Here is a 21,140-nt window from a genome sequence, read left to right as displayed (position 1 = left end):
CGCACACCTGTTATGCACGCGACGGTCGGCCCAACGATACGCACGGCCGACAGGTCACGCGTGGCCCGAAACCCCGTTCGACACGGGGCCCCGGGCCACGGCGCTACCGGCAGCGTCCGTCACGCCGCTGCCGGAACCTCGGGGGCGGCCGTCCGGGCCGGTTCCAGGGCCAGCTCCAGGACCTGGCGGACGTCGGAGACCGGGTGGACGTCGAGCCTGTCCAGGACCTCGGCGGGGACGTCGTCCAGGTCGGGCTCGTTGCGCTTGGGGATGATCACGGTGGTCACCCCGGCCCGGTGCGCCGCCAGCAGCTTCTGCTTGACGCCGCCGATGGGCAGCACCCGCCCGGTCAGGGAGACCTCGCCGGTCATCGCCACGTCCGGGCGCACCTGGCGGCCGGAGAGCAGCGAGGCCAGGGCGGTGGTCATGGTGATGCCCGCGCTCGGCCCGTCCTTGGGCACCGCGCCCGCCGGGACGTGGAGGTGGACGCCGCGCTCCTTCAGGTCGCCGACCGGCAGCTCCAGCTCCGCGCCGTGGGAGCGCAGGAAGGAGAGCGCGATCTGGGCGGACTCCTTCATGACGTCGCCGAGCTGACCGGTGAGGGCCAGCCCCGCGCCGCCCGTCTCCGGGTCGGCCAGTGACGCCTCCACGAACAGCACGTCACCGCCCGCGCCGGTGACCGCGAGCCCGGTCGCCACGCCGGGGACGGCGGTGCGGCGCTCGGCCGGGTCCTGGGCGGACTCGGGGGTGTGGTGCGGCCGGCCGATCAGCGGGCGCAGCTCCGGCACGCCGATGGCGAAGGGCAGTTCGCGCTCGCCCAGCTCGTGCTGGGCGGCCACCTTGCGCAGCAGCCGGGCGATGGACCGCTCCAGGGTCCGCACCCCCGCCTCGCGGGTGTACTCGCCCGCCAGCTTGCGCAGCGCCTCGTCCGCCAGCGTGACCTCGCCCGGCTCCAGGCCGGCCCGCTCCAGCTGCCGGGGCAGCAGGTGGTCACGGGCGATGGTGACCTTCTCGTCCTCGGTGTAGCCGTCCAGGCGCACCAGCTCCATGCGGTCCAGCAGCGCCTCCGGGATGGCCTCCAGGACGTTGGCGGTGGCCAGGAAGACGACATCGCTGAGGTCGAGTTCGACCTCCAGGTAGTGGTCGCGGAAGGTGTGGTTCTGCGCCGGGTCCAGGACCTCCAGCAGAGCCGCGGCGGGGTCGCCGCGGAAGTCGGAGCCCACCTTGTCGATCTCGTCGAGGAGGACGACGGGGTTCATGGAGCCCGCCTCCTTGATGGCCCGTACGACCCGGCCGGGCAGCGCGCCCACGTAGGTGCGCCGGTGGCCGCGGATCTCCGCCTCGTCGCGGACGCCGCCGAGGGCGACCCGGACGAACTTCCGCCCCATCGCGCGGGCGACGCTCTCGCCCAGGCTGGTCTTGCCGACGCCGGGCGGGCCCACCAGGGCGAGCACCGCGCCGCCCCGGCGGCCGCCGACGACGCCGAGGCCGCGGTCGGCACGGCGCTTGCGCACCGCCAGGTACTCGGTGATCCGCTCCTTGACGTCCTCCAGCCCCGCGTGGTCGGCGTCGAGCACGGCCTTGGCGCCGGGGATGTCGTAGGCGTCCTCGGTGCGCTCGTTCCACGGCAGCTCCAGGACGGTGTCCAGCCAGGTGCGGATCCAGCTGCCCTCGGGGCTCTGGTCGCTGGCCCGCTCCAGCTTGTCGACCTCCTTCAGGGCGGCCTCGCGGACCTTGTCCGGCAGGTCGGCGGCCTCGACGCGGGCCCGGTAGTCGTCGGATTCGTCCTCCGGGTCGCCGTTGAGCTCGGCGAGCTCCTTACGGACCGCTTCGAGCTGGCGCCGCAGCAGGAACTCGCGCTGCTGCTTGTCGACGCCCTCCTGGACGTCCTTGGCGATCGACTCGGCGACGTCCTGCTCGGCGAGGTGCTCGCTGAGCCAGGTGACGGCGAGCTTGAGGCGGGCCACCGGGTCGGCGGTCTCCAGCAGCTCGACGCGCTGGGCGACGGTCAGGAAGGGCGAGTAGCCGGAGTTGTCGGCGAGCTGCGCCACGTCGTCGATCTGCTGCACCCGGTCCACGACCTGCCAGGCGCCGCGCTTGCGCAGCCAGCTGGTGGCCAGCGCCTTGTACTCCTTGATCAGTTCGGTGACGGCACCGGGCAGCGGATCGGGCACGATCTCCTCGACCGTGGTGCCCTCCACCCACAGCGCCGCGCCGGGGCCGGTGGTCCCGGCGCCGATGCGGACCCGGCGCACACCGCGGATCAGCGCGCCGGGGTCGCCGTCGGAGAGCCGGCCCACCTGTTCGACGGTGCCGAGCGTGCCGATACCGGCGTAGGTGCCGTCGACCCGTGGCACCAGCAGCACCTTCGGCTTGCCGCCCGAACTCCCACTGGAGCGCGCGGCGGCCTGGGCGGCCTCCACCGCGGCGCGTACCTCGGTATCGGAAAGGTCCAGCGGCACCACCATGCCGGGCAGCACCACCTCGTCGTCGAGAGGCAGCACGGGCAGGGTGAGCGGTGTGGACAGCGAAGCCATGATCTCCCCTTCGGCAGGCAAGTTGAGTCGGTAAGACTCAGATGCATTGATGCCCACTCAATGCGCGGAGGGCCTCCGCGTGTTCCCGGTCACCTGTTCGCTGTGAGCGATACCACATTCGGCGTGCCGCGCCGACGCCCGCCGCCTGGCCCTCCGCCGCACATACGGCCCGCAGACAACGCCGGTGAGCAGGGCGAACGCATGGCCCCACCCGGTGAGCGGATCGGCCCCGACAAAACTCCCGGCGACGAGCACGGCGCCGATCCCGCCGAGCAGCGCCCACCGCCGCCGGGGCGGCAGCAGCCCGGCGAGCGCGGCCGCGCAGGCGATCAGCCCGTAGCTGACCCCGTAGTCCAGACGGCGCAGCGAGCTGGCCGGGAGATGCCCGACGGCGACGGAGAGGCCCACCGGGAGCTCGGTGAGCAGCGTCGCCAGCACATGGCCGAGCAGGAACACGACGGCGGTGCGCACCCCGCCCACGCGCCGCTCCAGCCCGCCGAGCACCAGCGGGAAGGCGACCAGATACGGCGAGGTGACGCCGCCCACCACCCACAACCCGCTGACCAGCAGGGTCAGCAGCGGCCGCTGGGAGAGGTGGGACACGTCGGTGCTGGAGCCCGCGAGCAGATCGTGCACCGTGCCGGGGTCGCCGAGCGTCGCGTAGAGCCCGGTGCCGAGCAGGACGAGCGTGTAGCCGAGGGTGAACGGCACGCCGCGGAGCGCGCGCGTCAGCGCGGCCCGGCCCTCTGCTCCGCTCCGCGTGTCCGCCATGACCGGAACAACTACCCGGGCACCGTGAGTCATCTCACCGCGCGGCCGGCTGTGACATGGGCGACGTCGTGCCACCGCGGCACCGTGCCCGCGCCACCACGGCCGCGGTTGGACCCGCGGGCGGGGGCGGCGCGAGGATGGCGGCGTCAGGAACCACCCGGGAGGACCCCACCCCATGCAGCCGACGCCGTACGCCCCGCACCCCGCCGACGACGACCGGCCGGTGACCGTCGACCGCCGGGAGGGGCCGTACGGCGAGGTGGTGCTGCGGCGGCGCGGGGGCCCGGACCACGAGGGGCCGGGCGGCGCCGTCTTCGAGATCATCGCCAACGGGTGCTTCCTCATGGACACCTCCGACGGCCGCTCCGAGCGGCTGCTGGTGCGTGCCGCCCTCGACGCGCTGCCCGCCGACCGCCCCTCCCCGGCGCTGCTCATCGGCGGGCTCGGCGTCGGGTTTTCGCTGGTGGAGGCGGCCGCGGAGGCCCGGTGGGGGCGGATCTCGGTGGTCGAGCGGGAGGCGGCGGTGATCGACTGGCACCGCGACGGCCCGCTGGCGGCCGTGTCCGCCGGGGCGCTGGCCGATCCGCGCACCGAGATCGTCCACGCCGATCTGGTCGCATGGCTGCGGAGGGACCCGCGGACCGATGGCGCGCCGGACCCGGGGACCCATGACGCGCCCGGCCCGGGGACCTATGACGCGCTGTGCCTGGACATCGACAACGGCCCCGACTGGACCGTCACCGAGGACAACGACGGCCTCTACTCCCCCGCCGGGCTCGCCGCCTGCGCCGCGCGCCTCGCCCCGGGCGGAGTGCTGGCGGTCTGGTCGGCCGCGCCGTCGCCCGCCTTCGAGGAATCTCTCCGCAATGCCGGGTTCACACAGGTGCGTACGGAAGAGGTCTCCGTTGCCCGTGGTGTTCCCGACGTCGTGCATCTCGCGGTTCGGGGCGCGTAGCAAAGCCGCCTACGCTGGCTTTACGCTTGCTTGCCTACCGAACGCGGCTGAGCGATGACCAGGCGCGAGCCGCGGGTTACACCGGAAGACGCAGGGGCGGGCGTATGGAGCAGACTCACAACGGTCACAACGGGGCCGCCACGACCACCCCCGGCGCACAGCGCCGGGTCCTGGTGGTCGAGGACGACCCGACCATAGTGGACGCCATCGCGGCCCGCCTGCGCGCCGAGGGGTTCCAGGTCCAGACGGCGGGCGACGGTCCGGCGGCGGTCGACACGGCCGAGGCGTGGCAGCCCGATCTGCTGGTCCTGGACGTGATGCTGCCGGGCTTCGACGGCCTGGAGGTCTGCCGCCGGGTGCAGGCCCGCCGGCCGGTGCCGGTGCTGATGCTGACCGCGCGCGACGACGAGACCGACATGCTGGTGGGGCTCGGCGTCGGCGCCGACGACTACATGACCAAGCCGTTCTCCATGCGCGAACTCGCCGCGCGGGTGCATGTGCTGCTCCGGCGGGTGGAGCGGGCGGCGCTGGCCGCGCACACCCCGCGCAGCGGCATCCTGCGCCTGGGCGAGCTGGAGATCGACCACGCCCAGCGCCGGGTCCGGGTGCGCGGCTCGGATGTGCACCTCACCCCGACCGAGTTCGATCTGCTGGTCTGCCTGGCGAACACCCCGCGCGCGGTGCTCTCCCGTGAGCAGCTGCTGGCCGAGGTGTGGGACTGGGCGGACGCCTCGGGCACCCGCACCGTGGACAGCCACATCAAGGCGCTGCGCCGGAAGATCGGCGCGGAGCGGATCCGTACGGTGCACGGCGTCGGCTACGCCTTGGAGACCCCGGCGGCATGAGAAGCGCCCCCTGGGCACGCAGGATCAAGGCCGTCTGGTCACGCCGGGTGCCCAGGGTCAGGGTTCCCTGGGCGCGCGGGGGCGGAGCCCCTTGGCCGGGGAAGATGCCCAGGGTCAGGGCCCCCTGGGCGCGCGGGGCCCCCAAGGACTGCCGGCCGCCCGGGGAGCCCGGGGGCCGGCGGGCGTGGTCCCGCGCCACCTGGGCCCGGATCTGGGAGGCGCTGCGGCCCTTCGATCCGTACCGCTCGGTCAAGGCGGCGCTGGGGGCGCTGGTCGTCGGCTCGGTGATCATCACCACGCTGCTGGTCTTCGCGGCGATGCACTCCGACACCGAGCTGCGCGTCATCACCATCTTCTCGATCATCGCCTCGTTGCTGATCACCCAGTTCGTGGCGAACGGGCTGACCGCCCCGCTGGGCGAGATGACCGACGTCACCCGGTCGATGGCGAACGGCGACTACACCCGGCGGGTGCGGGCGGCGCAGCGGCGCGACGAGTTCGGCGAGCTGGCGTCCGCGTTCAACCGGATGGCGGCCGACCTGGAGGCGGTGGACACCCACCGGAAGGAGCTGGTCGCCAACGTCTCGCATGAGCTGCGCACCCCGATCGCGGCGCTGCGGGCCGTGCTGGAGAACGTGGTGGACGGGGTCTCGGAGGCCGATCCGGAGACGATGCGGGTCGCGCTGCGGCAGACCCAGCGCCTGGGCCGCCTGGTGGAGCAGCTGCTCGACCTCTCCCGCCTCGACAACGGGGTGGTGCCGCTGTACGCGCGGCGGTTCGAGGTCTGGCCGTATCTGGCCCAGATCCTCAAGGAAGCGAGCATGGCCAAGGGCGCGGAGTCCCATTCGGGCGCGCACACCCGTAAGGACGTCCATCTCAACCTGGACGTCTCCCCGCCCGAGCTGACCGCCCACGCCGACGCCGAGCGGCTGCACCAGGTAATGGCGAACCTCATCGACAACGCGGTGAAGCACAGCCCGGCGCACGGCCGGGTGACCGTGCGTGCCCGGCGCGGTGAGGGCCCGGGGAGCCTGGAGCTGGAGGTGCTGGACGAGGGCCCCGGCATCCCGGAGGCGGAGCGGCACCGCGTCTTCGAGCGGTTCAACCGGGGCGGGCTGTCCCCCGACGGCTCGGCGGACGCGGGCCGCCGCCGGCCGGGGCCGGGCAGCGACGGGGGCACCGGTCTGGGGCTGGCGATCGCGCGCTGGGCGGTGGACCTGCACGGCGGGCGGATAAGGGTGGCGGAGTCCCCGCGCGGCTGCCGGATCAAGGTCAGCCTCCCGGGACCCGCACAGGAACCCAAACCGGCCACGCCGTGACATCAAAGCTGAAGTAAAATCGAGCTGGCCGCGCACATATGAGCGAAACGGGTGCACGTATGCGCAAGCGGGCCCTGGGGACACACGAACCAGGTGTGTTTCCCGGTGCGTCATGCGCCGAAACCCGCCGATCAATGTGACGTGCGCGACGGATGACCGGTGCGGCCTGCACGTAAGGGTCTGGAGGGCGTAGCCTTTATTCCCGCTGTCCACCACCTTAGGAAGCGGAAGAGGGCGGTTGCCGCCGTGTCGCCACAGTCCCCCAACACCTCGAGCGTCTCGACCGATGAACAGGACGGGCAGGGGAGTAACCCTGCCGCTGCCTTCGGCCCCAATGAGTGGCTCGTCGACGAGATCTACCAGCAGTACCTCCAGGACCCGAACTCGGTCGACCGAGCCTGGTGGGACTTCTTCGCCGACTACAAGCCGGGTCAGGACACCGGCTCCGGGGTGGCCGCGCCACCCCAGGCGGTAGCCCCGGGCGCCGCCCCCGCGGCCCCGGCGAAGCCCGCCGCGGCCAAGCCGGCCGAGGCCAAGCCCGCCGCCCCGGCCCCGGCACCCGCCGCCGCGCAGCCCGCGGCAGCGCCCGCGGCCCCCGCCGCGAAGGCCGCCCCGGCCGCTCCCGCCAAGCCCGCCCCGGCCAAGCCGACCCCGGCCGAGCCGACGGTCTCCGCCAAGAAGGCCGAGCCCGCCGCGCCCTCCGCCGGCCCGGAGCTGGTCACCCTGCGTGGCCCCTCCGCCGCCGTGGCGAAGAACATGAACGCGTCGCTGGAGCTGCCGACGGCCACCTCGGTGCGCGCCGTCCCGGTCAAGCTGCTGTTCGACCAGCGCATCGTCATCAACAACCACCTCAAGCGCGCCCGCGGCGGCAAGGTGTCCTTCACGCACCTGATCGGCTACGCCATGGTGCAGGCGCTGAAGGCGATGCCCTCGATGAACTACTCGTTCACCGAGAAGGACGGCAAGCCGACCCTGGTCAAGCCCGAGCACGTCAACCTCGGCCTCGCCATCGACCTGGTCAAGCCCAACGGCGACCGCCAGCTCGTGGTGGCGGCGATCAAGAAGGCCGAGACGCTCAACTTCTTCGAGTTCTGGCAGGCGTACGAGGACATCGTCCGCCGTGCCCGCGCCGGCAAGCTCACGATGGACGACTTCACCGGCGTCACGGCCTCCCTCACCAACCCCGGCGGCATCGGCACCGTCCACTCGGTGCCGCGGCTGATGCCCGGCCAGGGCCTGATCGTCGGCGTCGGCGCGATGGAGTACCCGGCCGAGTTCCAGGGCACCTCCCAGGACACCCTGAACAAGCTGGGCATCTCCAAGGTCATGACGCTGACCAGCACCTATGACCACCGGGTGATCCAGGGCGCCGCCTCCGGCGAGTTCCTGCGGATCATGAGCCAGCTGCTGCTCGGCGAGAACGACTTCTACGACGAGATCTTCAAGGCGCTGCGCATCCCCTACGAGCCGGTCCGCTGGCTCAAGGACATCGACGTCAGCCACGACGACGACGTCACCAAGGCGGCGCGGGTCTTCGACCTGATCCACGCCTACCGGGTCCGCGGCCACGTCATGGCCGACACCGACCCGCTGGAATACCGCCAGCGCAAGCACCCCGACCTGGACATCATCGAGCACGGGCTCACCCTGTGGGACCTGGAGCGCGAGTTCGCGGTCGGCGGCTTCGCGGGCAAGACCATGATGAAGCTGCGCGACATCCTGGGCGTGCTGCGCGACTCGTACTGCCGCACCACCGGCATCGAGTTCATGCACATCCAGGACCCCAAGCAGCGCAAGTGGATCCAGGACCGGGTCGAGCGCGGCCACGACAAGCCGGAGCGCGAGGAGCAGCTGCGCATCCTGCGCCGGCTGAACGCGGCGGAGGCGTTCGAAACCTTCCTCCAGACCAAGTACGTCGGCCAGAAGCGGTTCTCCCTGGAGGGCGGCGAGTCCGTCATCCCGCTGCTGGACGCGGTGCTGGACGCGGCCGCCGAGTCGCGCCTGGACGAGGTCGTCATCGGCATGGCCCACCGCGGCCGGCTCAACGTCCTCGCCAACATCGTCGGCAAGTCGTACGCGCAGATCTTCCGTGAGTTCGAGGGCAACCTCGACCCGAAGTCGATGCACGGCTCCGGCGACGTCAAGTACCACCTGGGCGCCGAGGGCACCTTCACCGGTCTGGACGGCGAGCAGATCGCGGTCTCGCTGACCGCCAACCCCTCCCACCTGGAGGCGGTGGACCCGGTCCTGGAGGGCGTGGTCCGCGCCAAGCAGGACATCATCAACAAGGCCGGCACCGACTTCACCGTGCTGCCCGTCGCCCTCCACGGCGACGCGGCCTTCGCGGGCCAGGGCGTGGTCGCCGAGACGCTGAACATGTCGCAGCTGCGCGGCTACCGCACCGGCGGCACCGTGCACATCGTGATCAACAACCAGGTCGGCTTCACCGCCGCCCCGGCCGCGTCCCGCTCCTCGATGTACGCCACCGACGTGGCGCGCATGATCGAGGCGCCGATCTTCCACGTCAACGGCGACGACCCGGAGGCCGTCGTGCGCGTCGCGCGGCTCGCCTTCGAGTTCCGCCAGGCGTTCAACAAGGACGTGGTCATCGACCTGATCTGCTACCGCCGCCGCGGCCACAACGAGACCGACAACCCCGGTTTCACCCAGCCGCTGATGTACGACCTGATCGACAAGAAGCGTTCGGTGCGCAAGCTCTACACCGAGTCGCTGATCGGGCGCGGCGACATCACGCTGGAAGAGGCCGAGCAGGCGCTCCAGGACTTCCAGGGCCAGCTGGAGAAGGTCTTCACCGAGGTCCGCGACGCGGTCTCGGCCCCGGCCCCGGCCGAGGTCCCCGAGCCGCAGCCGGAGTTCCCGGTCACCGTCCAGACGGCCGTCTCCCAGGAGGTCGTCAAGCGGATCGCCGAGTCCCAGGTCAACGTCCCCGACCGGATCACCGTCCACCCGCGGCTGCTCCCGCAGCTCCAGCGGCGCGCGGCGATGATCGAGGACGACACGATCGACTGGGGCATGGGCGAGACCCTCGCCATCGGCTCGCTGCTGATGGAGGGCACCCCGGTCCGGCTCGCCGGCCAGGACTCCCGCCGCGGCACCTTCGGCCAGCGCCACGCGGTGCTGGTGGACCGCGAGACCGGCGACGACTACACCCCGCTGCTGTACCTGACCGAGGACCAGGCGCGGTACAACGTCTACGACTCGCTGCTCAGCGAGTACGCGGCGATGGGCTTCGAGTACGGCTACTCGCTGGCCCGCCCGAACGCGCTGGTCATGTGGGAGGCGCAGTTCGGTGACTTCGTCAACGGCGCGCAGACCATCGTCGACGAGTTCATCTCCTCGGCCGAGCAGAAGTGGGGCCAGACCTCCGGCGTCACCCTGCTGCTGCCGCACGGCTACGAGGGCCAGGGCCCGGACCACTCCTCGGCCCGTATCGAGCGCTTCCTCCAGCTGTGCGCGCAGAACAACATGACGGTCGCCATGCCGACGCTGCCGTCGAACTACTTCCACCTGCTGCGCTGGCAGGTCCACAACCCGCACCACAAGCCGCTGGTCGTCTTCACCCCGAAGTCGATGCTGCGCCTGAAGGCCGCGGCGTCGAAGACCGAGGAGTTCCTCACCGGCTCCTTCCGCCCGGTGATCGGCGACGAGACGGCCGACCCGGCCGCCGTGCGCAAGGTGGTCTTCTGCTCCGGCAAGGTCTACTACGACCTGGCCGCCGAGCGGGACAAGCGCGGTGCGAACGACACGGCCATCATCCGGCTGGAGCGGCTGTACCCGCTGCCCGGTGCGGAGCTCCAGGCCGAGATCGCCAAGTACTCGGGCGTCGAGAAGTTCGTGTGGGCGCAGGAGGAGCCGGCCAACCAGGGTGCCTGGCCGTTCGTCGCCCTCAACCTGATCGACCACCTGGAGCTGTCGGTCGGCGCGGACGTCCCCGCCGCCGAGCGCCTGGTCCGGGTCTCCCGTCCGCACTCGTCCTCGCCCGCGGTGGGGTCGAACAAGCGGCACCAGGCGGAGCAGCAGACGCTGGTGAACGAGGTCTTCGAGATCTGATTCCCGCGTTCGTCCCGGAAGGCCCGGTCCCGCATCGTGCGGGGCCGGGCCTTCCGGCCGTTCAGCCGCTCAGACGGGCAGCGGAGGTCGTACGCGTGTTCCGGCTCAGCCGGGCGCCGCAGCGCGCGGGCCAGGCTGCGCGGGTCGCTCGCCGGGCCGAGGGGCCGCATATCCTGGGCTGGCACATCCACACCATCCCTTCCGGAGCGACCCTTGTACTTCACCGATCGCGGTATCGAGGAGCTGGAGCAGCGACGCGGCGACGAGGAGTTCACCTTCGAGTGGCTCGCCGAGCAGCTGCGCACGTTCGTCGACCTCAACCCGGACTTCGAGGTCCCGGTGGAGCGGCTGGCGACCTGGCTGGCCCGGCTCGACGAGGAGGACGACGACGTCTGAGGACGAGGGAGTCCGAGGGCGACGACCCCTGAGGGTCGTGGCCTGCGTGGGCCGTGCCGTCCGAGGGCGGCGCGGCCGTGCCGGCCACCGTCACGCCACCACCGGACCGCGCCCCGGCGCCCCGGCCTCGTGGTCCAGCCGGGGGTCGGACACCAGCACCGCCTGTTGCAGCCGTTGCAGCTTCGACGAGGGTTCCAGCCCCAGTTCCTGCGTCATCGCCGTCCGCAGCCGCTGGTAGACGGTCAGGGCGCGGGTGCGCTGGCCGGAGCGGTGGAGGGCGAGCATGTACTGCCCGTACAGCCCCTCGTGGAAGCGGTGTTCCACGACCAGCGAGGCGAGATCGCTGAGCACCTCCAGATGGCCGCCGAGCCGCAGCCGGGTCTCGATACCGCGCTCGGTGACCGTCAGCCGGGACTGCTCCAGCCGGGCGACCTCCGCCTGGAGCGGCCGGCCGTGCGGGGTGACGTCGACCAGGGCCGGGCCCTGCCAGAGGGCCAGCGCCCGCCGGAAGGCGGTGTCCGCCGTCCGCTCGTCGCCGGCTCCCAGCGCGCCTTCGCCCTCGGCCACGAGATCGCGGTACTCATGGACGTCGAGCCGGCCCGGCCCCACCACCATGGCGTACCCCCCGGGCCGGGTCTGCAGCACGTCCCGGGCGACGGCGGCCGACGGCATCCCCAGCACCTCGGCGAGCAGCTTGCGCAGATGGAGGATGTACGTCTGGAGGGTGGTCGGTCCGGTACGCGGCGGCTGATCGCCCCACAGCTCGGCCATCAGCGACCGCACCGGCACCATCCGGCCGGCGTGGAGCAGCAGCAGGGACAGCACCTTGCGCGGCTTCATCGCGCTGGGCACCCCGGACCGGGCGCCGAGGCCGAGCGTCAGCGGTCCGAGCACGCTCCCGCGCAGGGCCGGCACCTCGTCGGACGTCATCGGCGGTAGGCGCGGACGAGCAGATCGGCGGCGCTCTCGCAGATGGCCGCGGCCGCCTCGTCGGCGAGCGGGTGGGTGCCGTACATCGACTGGTGGAGCCCCTGCTGGACGATCAGGGCCACGAACTGCCGGGCGGCGGTAGCCGGGTCCGGCACGTTCAGCTCACCGCGGTCGGTGCGCCGGGCGAGCATCTCGGCGACGTACGCGACCAGTTGCCGGGGCTCCCCCTCCGCGCACGCGGGGCGCAGCGAGGGGTGCCGGGCGACCTCGGAGATCACCAGGCGGCGCAGGGCGGAGGCGCGTTCGTCGAGGAGCACGGCGAGCACCCGGCGGCCGAAGGCGGTCAGCGCGGCGTGGGCCTCGCCGCCGTCGTACGGGCCGGTGCCGGGAGCAGCGGAAGCACGGGGCGGCTCAGAAGTACCGGGAGCACCGGGAGTACCGGGAGCGCCGGGCGCCTGGGCGCGGTCCGGTCCGGGGGCGTCCGGGGCACCGGCGGCGAAACCGGCCGCCACCCGCTCCCGCTCCTCCTCGACGGCGGCGATGAACAGCCGCTCCTTGCCGCCGAAGTGGTTGTAGACGGTCTGCTTGGACACCCGGGCCTCGTCCGCGATGACGTCCACGCTCGCCCGGGTGTATCCCTCGCGCAGGAAGACGGCCACGGCCGCCTCCACTATCGCCTGCCGCTTGGCGGGCTGGGGGCCCGCGGGCCGCCCCGCGGCGCTGCGCCGGGGACCGTTGTCCGTCCGCAACGGCCCAACCTCCTTGCTCCGAGCCGGTCTTGCCTCCGATGGACTTGTGAGTCTAGCCTTCGCTCATCGCAGTGGACTAGGCCGTCCAGTCCAATGAATTCACCAAGGAGAGCTCCATGAGCGCACCGGAGAACAGCGCGGCACTGAGCCCCCTCACCCTGGCGCCGGAGGCACAGCGGCAACTGTTCCTGGACGCCCGCACGGCCAACACCTTCACCGACGAGCCGGTGACGGAGGAGCAGGTGCGCGCGATCCACGAGCTGGTCAAGTACGCCCCCACCTCGATGAACCAGCAGCCGCTGCGGGTGGTCCTGGTGCGCTCGCAGGAGGCGCGCGCCCGACTGGTGGCGCATATGACGGGGCGGAACCAGGAGAAGACGGCGAAGGCGCCGCTGGTGGCGGTGCTCGCCGCGGACCTGGACTTCCATGAGGAGCTGCCGCGGCTGGTGCCGTTCCTGGAGAACCCGCAGGCGATCTTCGCCGACCCCGGCGTCCGGGAGGCGTCGGCGCACTTCAACACCGCCCTCCAGGTGGGCTACTTCATCCTGGGCGTACGCGCCGCCGGGCTCGCCGCCGGGCCGATGGTCGGCTTCGACCACGCGGCCGTCTCCAAGGAGTTCTTCGGCGACGGGCGGCACGCGGCGGTCTGTGTGGTCAACATCGGCAAACCGGGTCCGGACGCCTGGCTGGGCCGGCTGCCGCGCCTGGAGTACGAGGAGGTCTTCCGTACGGTCTGAGACCTGAAACGGTCGCCCGCGCCCGCACCGAGGAGGCGCGGGCGCGGGCGACCGGTGGGTTGATTCGGGTCAGCTCTCGATCAGCTCATGGAACGCCACGGTGTCGAAGATGTCCTCCATCCGCGCCGCCTTGCCGTCCCGCATCGTCCACGAGTGGACGAAGTCCAGGGTCACGGTCGTACCACGCAACGAGGTCACCTCACGGGTGCCGAACACCACGACCCGGTCGCCCTGTTCGATGAACTCCCTCGGCGTGAGTCTCATCCCGCCCAGCACGGTCGGCACATGGGCGAGGAACTCCTTGACCCCCGCATGGCCCCGCTTGGTGCCACCGAGCCCGTACCTGTCCATCCCCTGCGGATGGACCCACTCCACATCGGGGTGCAGGCCCGACAGGATGCCCTCGATGTCGCGGTCGCGGAAACCGGCGTAGGAGGCGCGGATGGCCTCGATGTTCGGTGATGCCATGGTGTTCGCCACTCCTCAGACGGCGCCGCGCGGCGGCTCGGACAGATGGTGTTCGGACGGAAGCTGCTCGGGCAGGAGGTGCTCGGGCGCGTGGTGCTCGGGCAGGAGGCGCGTGGGGTGGTGCGCCTGGAGCGTGCGGCGCACGCCCTCGCGCCACGGCACCCGGCAGGGGCCGGTGATCTCCCGCCGCCGGGTGGGGTCGAACCGATACGTCTCGCGGGTGACCTCGCTCGGCACGAGCCGGGCCCGCACCCCGGTGAGCGCCTCCATATGGCGTACGCAGTCGGTCATCCCGACCGCCTCGTCCCCGCCCCAGTTGACCAGCGTGGCCGGGGTCCGGGCGGCCTGCCACAGGTGGGGGACGTGGGCGACGAGATCGTCGGTGTGGAGGAGTGAGCACCAGTTCTGGCCCGCCTTGGGCACCGGGATCGGCTCACCCGCGAGCATCCGCTTGAAGTAGAGCATCGGCACCCCGCCGTAGCCGCCGGGGCCGTAGGCGATATTGAGCCGGGCGATGGTCGTCGGCAGGTTCAGCACCTGGGCGAACGCCCGTACCGCGCCCTCTGCGGCGATCTTGCCCACCGGGTAGGCGGGCAGCCAGTCGGCCACCCCGTCGACGGGGTCGTCCTCGGTGTACGGATGGTCGAGGGTCTGCCGCTTGTAGAGCGCTCCGGTGGAGACGAAGAGGAACGCCTCCGCCTTCCGGCAGTGGCTCATCAGCCGCCCACAGGCCACCGAGTTGACCTCGACGGCCGCGGTGACATCGCCGTCCTCACCGCGCCGCACCGCCGAGTGGAGGACGTGGGTGAAGTCGTCCGGCAGCCCCTCGTACGCCGCCGTGCCCAGGTCGTCCATGTCCCAGTGGTGCGTGGTGATCCCGTGGTCGTTCAGTTCCTTCTCGACACCCGGGGTGCCGAACCGGCCCAGGCACCACACCTCATTGCGCTCGGCCAGTGCCTCGGCCACCGGCCGGGCGACCTGCCCGGTGCCCCCGGTGATCAGGATCTTCTTGCCTTCCACCCTGCTCTTCTCCTTGTGCCTCGCCCTATCGGGCCTATACCTGGTCCGTGGTCCGGGCCCGGTCCGCGTCGCTCAGCGCACGGTCGAGTTCCGCGCGCAGGATGGCCTGGAAGGCCGCGACATGCCGGGGGCCCATCAGTGTGTAGTGCTCTCCGGGTACGTCCACGTACCGGTTCGGCTCCCTGGTGTGCTCGTCCCACCGGCGCAGCTCGTGCTCCAGCCAGTCCTCCTTGGTGCCGCGCAGCGGGATCGCGTAGAAGACCGTCATGGACCGGGTGGTGCCGCTGGGGTGGTAGTCGCGGCCGAGCGCGGTGAGGCCGTGGGCCAGCTCCGCCCAGCCGGTGAACGTGGCCAGGTCCAGGTCGAGTTCGTCCAGCCGGGCGCGCGGGGCGAGCCCCAGCAGACGCGCGAGCTGCTCCTCCTTGGGCAGCGGGCGCAGTTCGGCGGGCAGGTCGAGCGACTGCTTCTTGTTGATCAGGTCGAGGAAGAAGGCGAGGTTGGTCGCGGTCTCGACGAAGTCGAGCTCCTCCATGCGGTACTTGATGTGCGGGGGGAGGTTGAAGCTGCCGACGAAGTCGACCCGCTCCCCCTCGGCCTCGAGCGCCTTGGCGATCTCGAAGGCCACGGCGCCGCCGTAGGAGTAGCCGGCGACGGCGTACGGGCCGTGCGGCTGGCGGGCGCGGATGGCCGCCACATAGCAGCCCACCATCTCCTCGAAGCTCGTGAAGGGCTGCTCGCCCTCGTCGAAGCCACGGGCGCGCAGCGCGTAGAAGGGCCGGTCGCCGACGAAGTACTTGGCGAGGTTGACGAAGACCAGCACCTCGCCGACCCCGGGGTGGACGCAGAACAGCGGGGTCTTCTCGCCGCCGGTCTGGAGCGGTACGACCGGGTCGTACGCCGCGGCGGCGGGCGCGCCGCCGTCGGTGAGCCGGGCGCTGAGCCGGGCGGCGAGCCGGCGCACCGACGGCGCCGTGAGCACCGTGATGACCGGCAGCTCGGCGACCCCCAGGCGCCGGTGCACCTGGCGCCGCAGCCGCAGGATGTCCAGCGAGGTGCCGCCCAGGTCGAAGAAGCTCGCGGTGACGCTGATCCGCTCCGGGACGGTGTCGAACATCTCGGCGTAGATCTCGGCGAGCACCCGCTCGGTCTCGCCCTCGGGCGGGGTGTGGCCGCCGAGCCGGCGCGTGGTCAGCTCCGCGACCCGCGCGATGACCTCGTCGTACGCGCCGGACTCCAGGCGGTGGCGCATCCGCCGGCGCAGCGTCTTGCCGAGGCTGGTCTTGGGGAAGGCGTCCTTGGGCAGCGGCAGGATGAGGAACGGCCGGAAGCCCCAGTGGATCACGACGGTGGAGCGCACCGCGGTGATCATGCGGTGCAGCCCGGCCTCGTCGTCGTCCGCCGGTTCGGGGCTGACGGCGATCACCAGCTGTTCGGTGTCGCTGCCGGGGCGGCGGGTCGGGAACGCCGCGACATAGCCGCCGGCCACGTCGTCGAGCTGTTCCAGGGCGGCCTCTATCTCATGGCTGAAGTAGTTGACGCCATTGACGATGACGCTGTCCTTGCTGCGGCCGACGAGGGTGAGCCGGCCCTCGTCGATCCGGCCCAGGTCGCCGCTGCGGAACCAGCCGTCGGGGGTGAAGGCCGCCCGGGTGGCCTCCTCGTCGCGGTAATAGCCGGTGGTGATCATCGGCCCGCTGAGCTGGAGTTCGCCGATCTCGCCCGCGGGCAGCGCCCGGTGGTCGTCATCCGCGATCCGGATCCGCAGACCCTCGACGGGGGTGCCGAGGTTGGCGAACTCCTGGCCCGCGTCGGTGGCGGGGAACGCGCGGTTGTAGACGCTGCCGGCGCAGGTCTCGGTCATGCCGAAGGCAGGCCAGAGCGCGGTCTTCCGCAGACCGTACGGGGCGTAATGGTCGAGGAATGCCTCGCCGGTCGCGACGACATTCGCCTCGCCGCCGCTGACGATATGGCGCAGCGCGCTGAGATCGAGTCCTTCACCACCCGCGGATATATCCTCCGCCATATCACGGGCGGCGGCATTGAGCGGACCGAGAAGGAAATTCGGCGTAAAGGTCATCGTGACCTTGTGCCGGGAGATGATCCGGAGGAACCGCGGCGGCTCCTCGAGAATGACCGCGGCTTCCGCGTGCAATTGCTCGGCGCCCACGTACAGCGGCAGCATATGCGCTTCCAGCAGTGCGGCCACATGGTCGTAGGAAATCCAGTTGAAGGTGGTGTCGGCGGCGGTGAGCCGCTGCTTTTCCGCCTTTCCGGCCATGGCCGCGAGAATATTTCCATGGGTGAGCATGACCGCCTTGGAATTCCCGGTGGAGCCGGAGGTCAGCACCAGCAGGGCGAGGTCCTCCGGGGCCGCGGAGTACACGGCGGGCGGCTGCCCGCGCTCGGCGCCGGCGGACTCCCCGGCCTCCCGCACCTCCTCCACCACGGCCACCGCGAGTCCGGGCACATCGGGCAGCTCGGCACGCATCGCCTCGGTGGTGACCAGCAGGGGGCCGTCCAGCAGCCGGTTCACATGGGCGAGTTGGGCGGCCCAGCGGGCCGGGTCACCGGAGATCGGCACCATCGGGCAGGGCACGAAGCCGCCCAGCAGACAGGCCCAGAAGACGGCCAGGAATTCCGGCTGACGGTCCAGCAGCAGGGCCGCCTTGTCCCCCGGCCGCAATCCCCGGTCCCGGAGTGCGGAGAGGAGAACGAGCGCCGATTCCAGAAGTTCCGGATAGGACTGGCGCATGGATTCATCCGCCGCCGGCCCGGTCAGATAGCGCACCCCCGAATGGGGGTGGTCGCGCGCCGCCCGCAGCAGCAACCCGGCGACCGAGCGCGGCTCCGGAGTTTCCCCTGGCGCCGAGCTTTTCAAGGGTGATGTCGTCATTACCCCCACGGCTCTCTTCCTTCCCGATTCCGAGGTTAACGAAGGTAACAGTATCGAACATTCGTCCTCCATGATGCTCGACCAGGACTCTAGCGTGACTCTAGGGACATTCCTGGAGCGGAGGCTTTTCCCGGAGAAGGGAAGGGAGAGGGCACTCCGGCCCCCGTGGAGGGAAATGTGCGCGGAGCCGGGCCAGGCGCGGCAGGAGCGGAGCACGGCAGGAGCGGAGCACGGCAGGAGCGGAGCACGGCAGGAGCGGAGCACGGCAGGAGCGGAGCGCAGCCGGAGCGGAGCACGGCAGGAGCGGAGCGCGGCCGGGGCGGAGCACGGCAGGAGCGGAGCGCGGCCGGGACCGGACCAGGCTTGACTCCGCGCAACCGCGATATATCGTGTTGAGCAGAGACGCGATATGTTGCGTCCAGTCGGCGTATCGCACGTCCAGCCAGGGGAGGCCAGGGATGTCAGCCCGATCAGAGTGGTCGATCACCGCGCCACAGAAGCTCACCCTCGACGACCCGGTGTCCACGCTCGACGTCCATATCGCGGGCGGCACGGTCAACGTGGTCGGCGCCGGCACCGGTCCCGCCCGCCTCGAGGTCACACAGATCGACGGCCATCCGCTCGAGGTCACCCACGTCGGCGGCGCGCTGCGCGTCGGCTACCCCGACCTCACCTGGAAGGGCTTCCCCTGGAAGGGCTTCCGCAAGTGGCTCGGACAGTGGGACCGCACCGTCCACGTCACCCTCACCGTGCCGGCCGGGACCCACGCCACGGTCGGCGTCATCGGGGGCTCCGCCGTGGTCTCCGGGCTGGCGGGCCGGGCCGACCTGCGCGGTGTCTCCGGCGACTTCACCCTGCTCCGGCTCACCGGGCCGGTCCAGGCCGACACCGTCTCCGGCCGGGTCGAGGCGCAGGCCGTCACCGGCGAGCTGCGGTTCCACTCCGTCTCCGGCGACCTCACCGTGATCGAGGGCTCGGGGCCCTCCGTACGGGCCGAGTCGGTCAGCGGCGACATGGTGCTCGACCTGGCGCCCGCCCCGAAGTGCTCCGACATCGGCCTCACCACCGTCTCCGGCGAGATCGCCATCCGGCTGCCGCACCCCGCCGACGCCGAGGTCGAGGCCAACACGGCCAGCGGCTCGGTCACCAACGGCTTCGACGATCTGCGGGTCGGCGGCCAGTGGGGGGCCAAGCGGATCACCGGCCGGCTGGGCGCGGGCCGTGGCAGCCTCAAGGCCACCACCGTCTCGGGCGCCATCGCGCTGCTGCGCCGTCCACCGTCCGAGGACGACACGGACAAGGCCACGGACACGGACACCACCGACGGCCCCGAGGGAAAGGTCCTCTGATGCCACCCGTATTCGCGCACGGCCGGCTGCGCCTGTATCTGCTCAAGCTGCTCGACGAGGCGCCGCGCCACGGCTATGAGGTCATCCGTCTGCTGGAGGAGCGGTTCCAGGGGCTGTACGCGCCCTCGGCCGGCACCGTCTATCCACGGCTGGCCAAGCTGGAGTCCGAGGGCCTGGTCACCCACACCACCGAGGGCGGCCGCAAGGTCTACTCCCTCACCGACGCCGGACGTGCCGAACTGGCCGACCGCGGCGGTGAGCTGGCCGATCTGGAGCTGGAGATCCGCGAGTCGGTCGCCGAACTCGCCGCCGAGATCCGGGAGGACGTCCGCGGCTCCGCGAACGATCTGCGGCGGGAGATGCGGGAGGCGGCCCAGCGGACCCGTGCCTCCGGCGACACCCAGGACACCCACGGCCCGTGGGAGGGGGCGTGGGGCGACAAGGAGACCTGGCGGCAGGCGAAGGAGGAGATGCGGCGCGCGAAGGAGGAGTGGAAGGAGCAGGCGCGCCGGGCGAAGGAGGAGAGCCGGCGGGCCCGGCAGGACGCGCAGCGCGCCCGTAAGCAGGCCAAGGACGCGCAGGAGTTCGCACGCGAGGAGGTCCAGCGGATCGCCCGGCGGGTCCAGGAGCAGACGCAGGAGCACATCCGGGCGGGCGACTGGCAGCAGGCGGTGCGCGAGGGGCTGGCCGAGGTGTCGCGCGCGATGAGCCGGATCTCCCGGCAGGGCACCCCGCGCTCGGACCAAAGCTCGGACCGAAGCTCCGGCCAGGACTCGGACCGCGGCTGGGACTGGGGCGGAGGCTGGGACTGGGGCGGAGGCTGGGACGACGAGACGTCCGGGCCGAAGGGCACGGCCGAGCGGGTGGACCTGACGAAGCCAGAGGGCGGCCGCGAGGAAGGCCGGCCGGCCGGGGACGACAGTGGCGCGACCGGGGACGACGGCGGCGCGGCCGGGGTGCGAGAGCCCGACTGGGCCAGGAACTTCGCCCCCTCCGGTGACCCCGTCCGCGATCTGGAACGGCTGCTCGACCGGTTCCGCGACGACATCCGCGACGCGGCCCGCGACCACGGGGTGACCGATGCCCAACTGGCCGACGCCCGCCATCAGCTGGGGTCGGCCGCGGCACGGATCGGCGAGCTGCTGCGGGGCGGCGGACGGGCATAGGACCGGACTCCGTCCGTTCCCTGTTGACTTCAAGCGCGGTTGAAGTTTGAGGATCGGGGTCGGAGGGGCGCACCACGGGGGCGCCCCTCCGACCCCGATCAGCGTTCCCGACGTCCCCAGACGTCCCCCGACGTCCCCCGGACGTCACCGACGTCCCCGACTTCACCGACCGCGAGGAGACCGCCATGTCCGCCCTGACCAGCACCGGTCCCGGCCCGCTGCCCGACCCCACCCGGCCCGAGGTGGGCGCCGCGCTGTTCAGCACCTGGAGCGTGGGCACACCGGAGCGGCAGCGGGCCGCGGTCGAGGCCATCGCCACCACCTGGGACAACCGCCCCTGGCCGAGCCCCGACCTGCTCTCCTACAACGTCTACGCGGGCACGGACGGCGATACGCTGATGCACCACTCCCAGTGGACCAGCGAGGCGGCGTACCACGCCTTCTTCCGGACCCGGCGCCAAGAGCGCAACGACGCGATCGACAGCGCGGTCCCGGACATCAAGCGGCTCGGCCTCTCCCACTACCAGCGCTACCGGAGCTTCTCGGCACCGGCCGCCCCCGTGGGCACCGCGGACCCCGGGCTGATCGTCCTGGCCGAGATCGACTTCGACGACCCCGACCCCCGGCTCCGCAGGGCCTGGGTCGACCTGGTCATCGAGGCTCTGGAGAGCGAGCCCGACCCCGGCCTGCTCGCCGCCGACTTCCATCTGATCGTCGACGGCGAGGGCCATCTGAGCACCGATCGCGCCCGGGTGCTCACCTACGCCCGCTGGACCGGCGCGGAGGCGTACGAGGCGGCCATGGCGGCCGATGGGCCGCGCGCCGGATCGTCCGCCTGGGACCGGGTGCGCGACGTCCCCGGTCTGGTGGGTTCCACGTCCCGCGGCTACCGGTTCCAGCGGAGCTTCGTGCCGCGGTCGGCGCCGTGAACGAT

The 21,140-nt window shown here is 71.9% G+C and carries 16 protein-coding genes; 9 read left to right on the top strand and 7 right to left on the bottom strand.

Annotated features, from left to right (window positions below):
- Window positions 1-119 precede the first annotated feature (119 nt).
- Complete coding sequence (gene lon / locus PS467_RS27640; RefSeq protein WP_311037507.1) at window positions 120-2,537, bottom strand: endopeptidase La; 2,418 nt, start codon at window positions 2,535-2,537, stop codon at window positions 120-122.
- Window positions 2,538-2,594: 57 nt separating this feature from the next.
- On the bottom strand, window positions 2,595-3,308 hold the full coding sequence (locus PS467_RS27635) for a rhomboid-like protein (RefSeq protein WP_311037506.1): 714 nt from the start codon (window positions 3,306-3,308) through the stop codon (window positions 2,595-2,597).
- Between the two features lie 175 nt (window positions 3,309-3,483).
- Between PS467_RS27635 and PS467_RS27630 the strand changes: the two genes are divergently transcribed.
- The 5 genes from PS467_RS27630 to PS467_RS27610 all read left to right on the top strand — a co-directional run bounded on the left by PS467_RS27630 (window position 3,484) and on the right by PS467_RS27610 (window position 10,894).
- On the top strand, window positions 3,484-4,263 hold the full coding sequence (locus PS467_RS27630; RefSeq protein WP_311037505.1) for a spermidine synthase family protein: 780 nt from the start codon (window positions 3,484-3,486) through the stop codon (window positions 4,261-4,263).
- Between the two features lie 104 nt (window positions 4,264-4,367).
- Window positions 4,368-5,108, top strand: coding sequence for a response regulator transcription factor (locus PS467_RS27625; RefSeq protein ID WP_086709713.1), 741 nt, complete (start codon window positions 4,368-4,370; stop codon window positions 5,106-5,108).
- A gap of 104 nt (window positions 5,109-5,212) precedes the next feature.
- Window positions 5,213-6,427, top strand: a complete 1,215-nt coding sequence (locus tag PS467_RS27620; RefSeq protein WP_432280639.1) for a sensor histidine kinase — start codon at window positions 5,213-5,215, stop codon at window positions 6,425-6,427.
- A gap of 246 nt (window positions 6,428-6,673) precedes the next feature.
- Entirely contained in the window at window positions 6,674-10,498 is a 3,825-nt protein-coding gene (locus PS467_RS27615) for a multifunctional oxoglutarate decarboxylase/oxoglutarate dehydrogenase thiamine pyrophosphate-binding subunit/dihydrolipoyllysine-residue succinyltransferase subunit (RefSeq protein WP_311037503.1), read from the top strand.
- A gap of 213 nt (window positions 10,499-10,711) precedes the next feature.
- Window positions 10,712-10,894 carry a DUF6104 family protein gene (locus PS467_RS27610; RefSeq protein WP_030823239.1) on the top strand — a complete coding sequence of 61 codons (183 nt, stop codon included), beginning with the start codon at window positions 10,712-10,714 and terminating at the stop codon, window positions 10,892-10,894.
- Window positions 10,895-10,984: 90 nt separating this feature from the next.
- On the opposite strand, the gene PS467_RS27605 is transcribed toward PS467_RS27610, so the two are convergent.
- Together PS467_RS27605 and PS467_RS27600 are read right to left on the bottom strand one after the other, a co-directional pair.
- The gene (locus tag PS467_RS27605) at window positions 10,985-11,800 is read right to left on the bottom strand and encodes an AfsR/SARP family transcriptional regulator (protein ID WP_311039976.1); all 816 of its coding nucleotides are present in this window, start codon (window positions 11,798-11,800) and stop codon (window positions 10,985-10,987) included.
- A 20-nt stretch (window positions 11,801-11,820) separates the two neighbouring features.
- The gene (locus tag PS467_RS27600; RefSeq protein ID WP_311037502.1) at window positions 11,821-12,573 is read right to left on the bottom strand and encodes a TetR/AcrR family transcriptional regulator; all 753 of its coding nucleotides are present in this window, start codon (window positions 12,571-12,573) and stop codon (window positions 11,821-11,823) included.
- Between the two features lie 116 nt (window positions 12,574-12,689).
- On the opposite strand from PS467_RS27600, the gene PS467_RS27595 reads away from it, so the two are divergent.
- Window positions 12,690-13,310: a malonic semialdehyde reductase gene (locus tag PS467_RS27595; RefSeq protein ID WP_311037501.1), complete on the top strand. Its 621-nt coding sequence runs from the start codon at window positions 12,690-12,692 to the stop codon at window positions 13,308-13,310.
- A 69-nt stretch (window positions 13,311-13,379) separates the two neighbouring features.
- On the opposite strand, the gene PS467_RS27590 is transcribed toward PS467_RS27595, so the two are convergent.
- Genes PS467_RS27590 through PS467_RS27580 form a run of 3 tightly spaced genes read right to left on the bottom strand, consistent with a single transcriptional unit; the run spans window position 13,380 to window position 17,691 of the window.
- A complete protein-coding gene (locus PS467_RS27590; RefSeq protein ID WP_311037500.1) occupies window positions 13,380-13,778 on the bottom strand; it encodes a nuclear transport factor 2 family protein in 399 nt (132 codons plus the stop codon).
- Between the two features lie 15 nt (window positions 13,779-13,793).
- Window positions 13,794-14,798: an NAD-dependent epimerase/dehydratase family protein gene (locus tag PS467_RS27585; RefSeq protein WP_311037499.1), complete on the bottom strand. Its 1,005-nt coding sequence runs from the start codon at window positions 14,796-14,798 to the stop codon at window positions 13,794-13,796.
- Window positions 14,799-14,832: 34 nt separating this feature from the next.
- Entirely contained in the window at window positions 14,833-17,691 is a 2,859-nt protein-coding gene (locus PS467_RS27580) for an AMP-binding protein (protein WP_311037498.1), read from the bottom strand.
- Between the two features lie 458 nt (window positions 17,692-18,149).
- Here PS467_RS27580 and PS467_RS27575 point away from each other — a divergent pair, with 458 nt between their 5' ends.
- The 3 genes from PS467_RS27575 to PS467_RS27565 all read left to right on the top strand — a co-directional run bounded on the left by PS467_RS27575 (window position 18,150) and on the right by PS467_RS27565 (window position 21,135).
- Window positions 18,150-19,040: a DUF4097 family beta strand repeat-containing protein gene (locus PS467_RS27575; RefSeq protein WP_311037497.1), complete on the top strand. Its 891-nt coding sequence runs from the start codon at window positions 18,150-18,152 to the stop codon at window positions 19,038-19,040.
- Window positions 19,040-20,206 (top strand): PadR family transcriptional regulator, encoded by a 1,167-nt coding sequence (locus PS467_RS27570; RefSeq protein ID WP_311037496.1) that lies wholly within the window; start codon window positions 19,040-19,042, stop codon window positions 20,204-20,206. The genes PS467_RS27575 and PS467_RS27570 overlap by 1 nt, the downstream gene beginning before the upstream one ends.
- Before the next feature lie 185 nt (window positions 20,207-20,391).
- A complete protein-coding gene (locus PS467_RS27565; RefSeq protein ID WP_311037495.1) occupies window positions 20,392-21,135 on the top strand; it encodes an antibiotic biosynthesis monooxygenase in 744 nt (247 codons plus the stop codon).
- Window positions 21,136-21,140: the final 5 nt, after the last annotated feature.

It is taken from the genome of Streptomyces luomodiensis (assembly GCF_031679605.1).
Taxonomy (GTDB): domain Bacteria; phylum Actinomycetota; class Actinomycetes; order Streptomycetales; family Streptomycetaceae; genus Streptomyces; species Streptomyces luomodiensis.
This window is presented reverse-complemented; position numbering and strand designations above follow the sequence as displayed.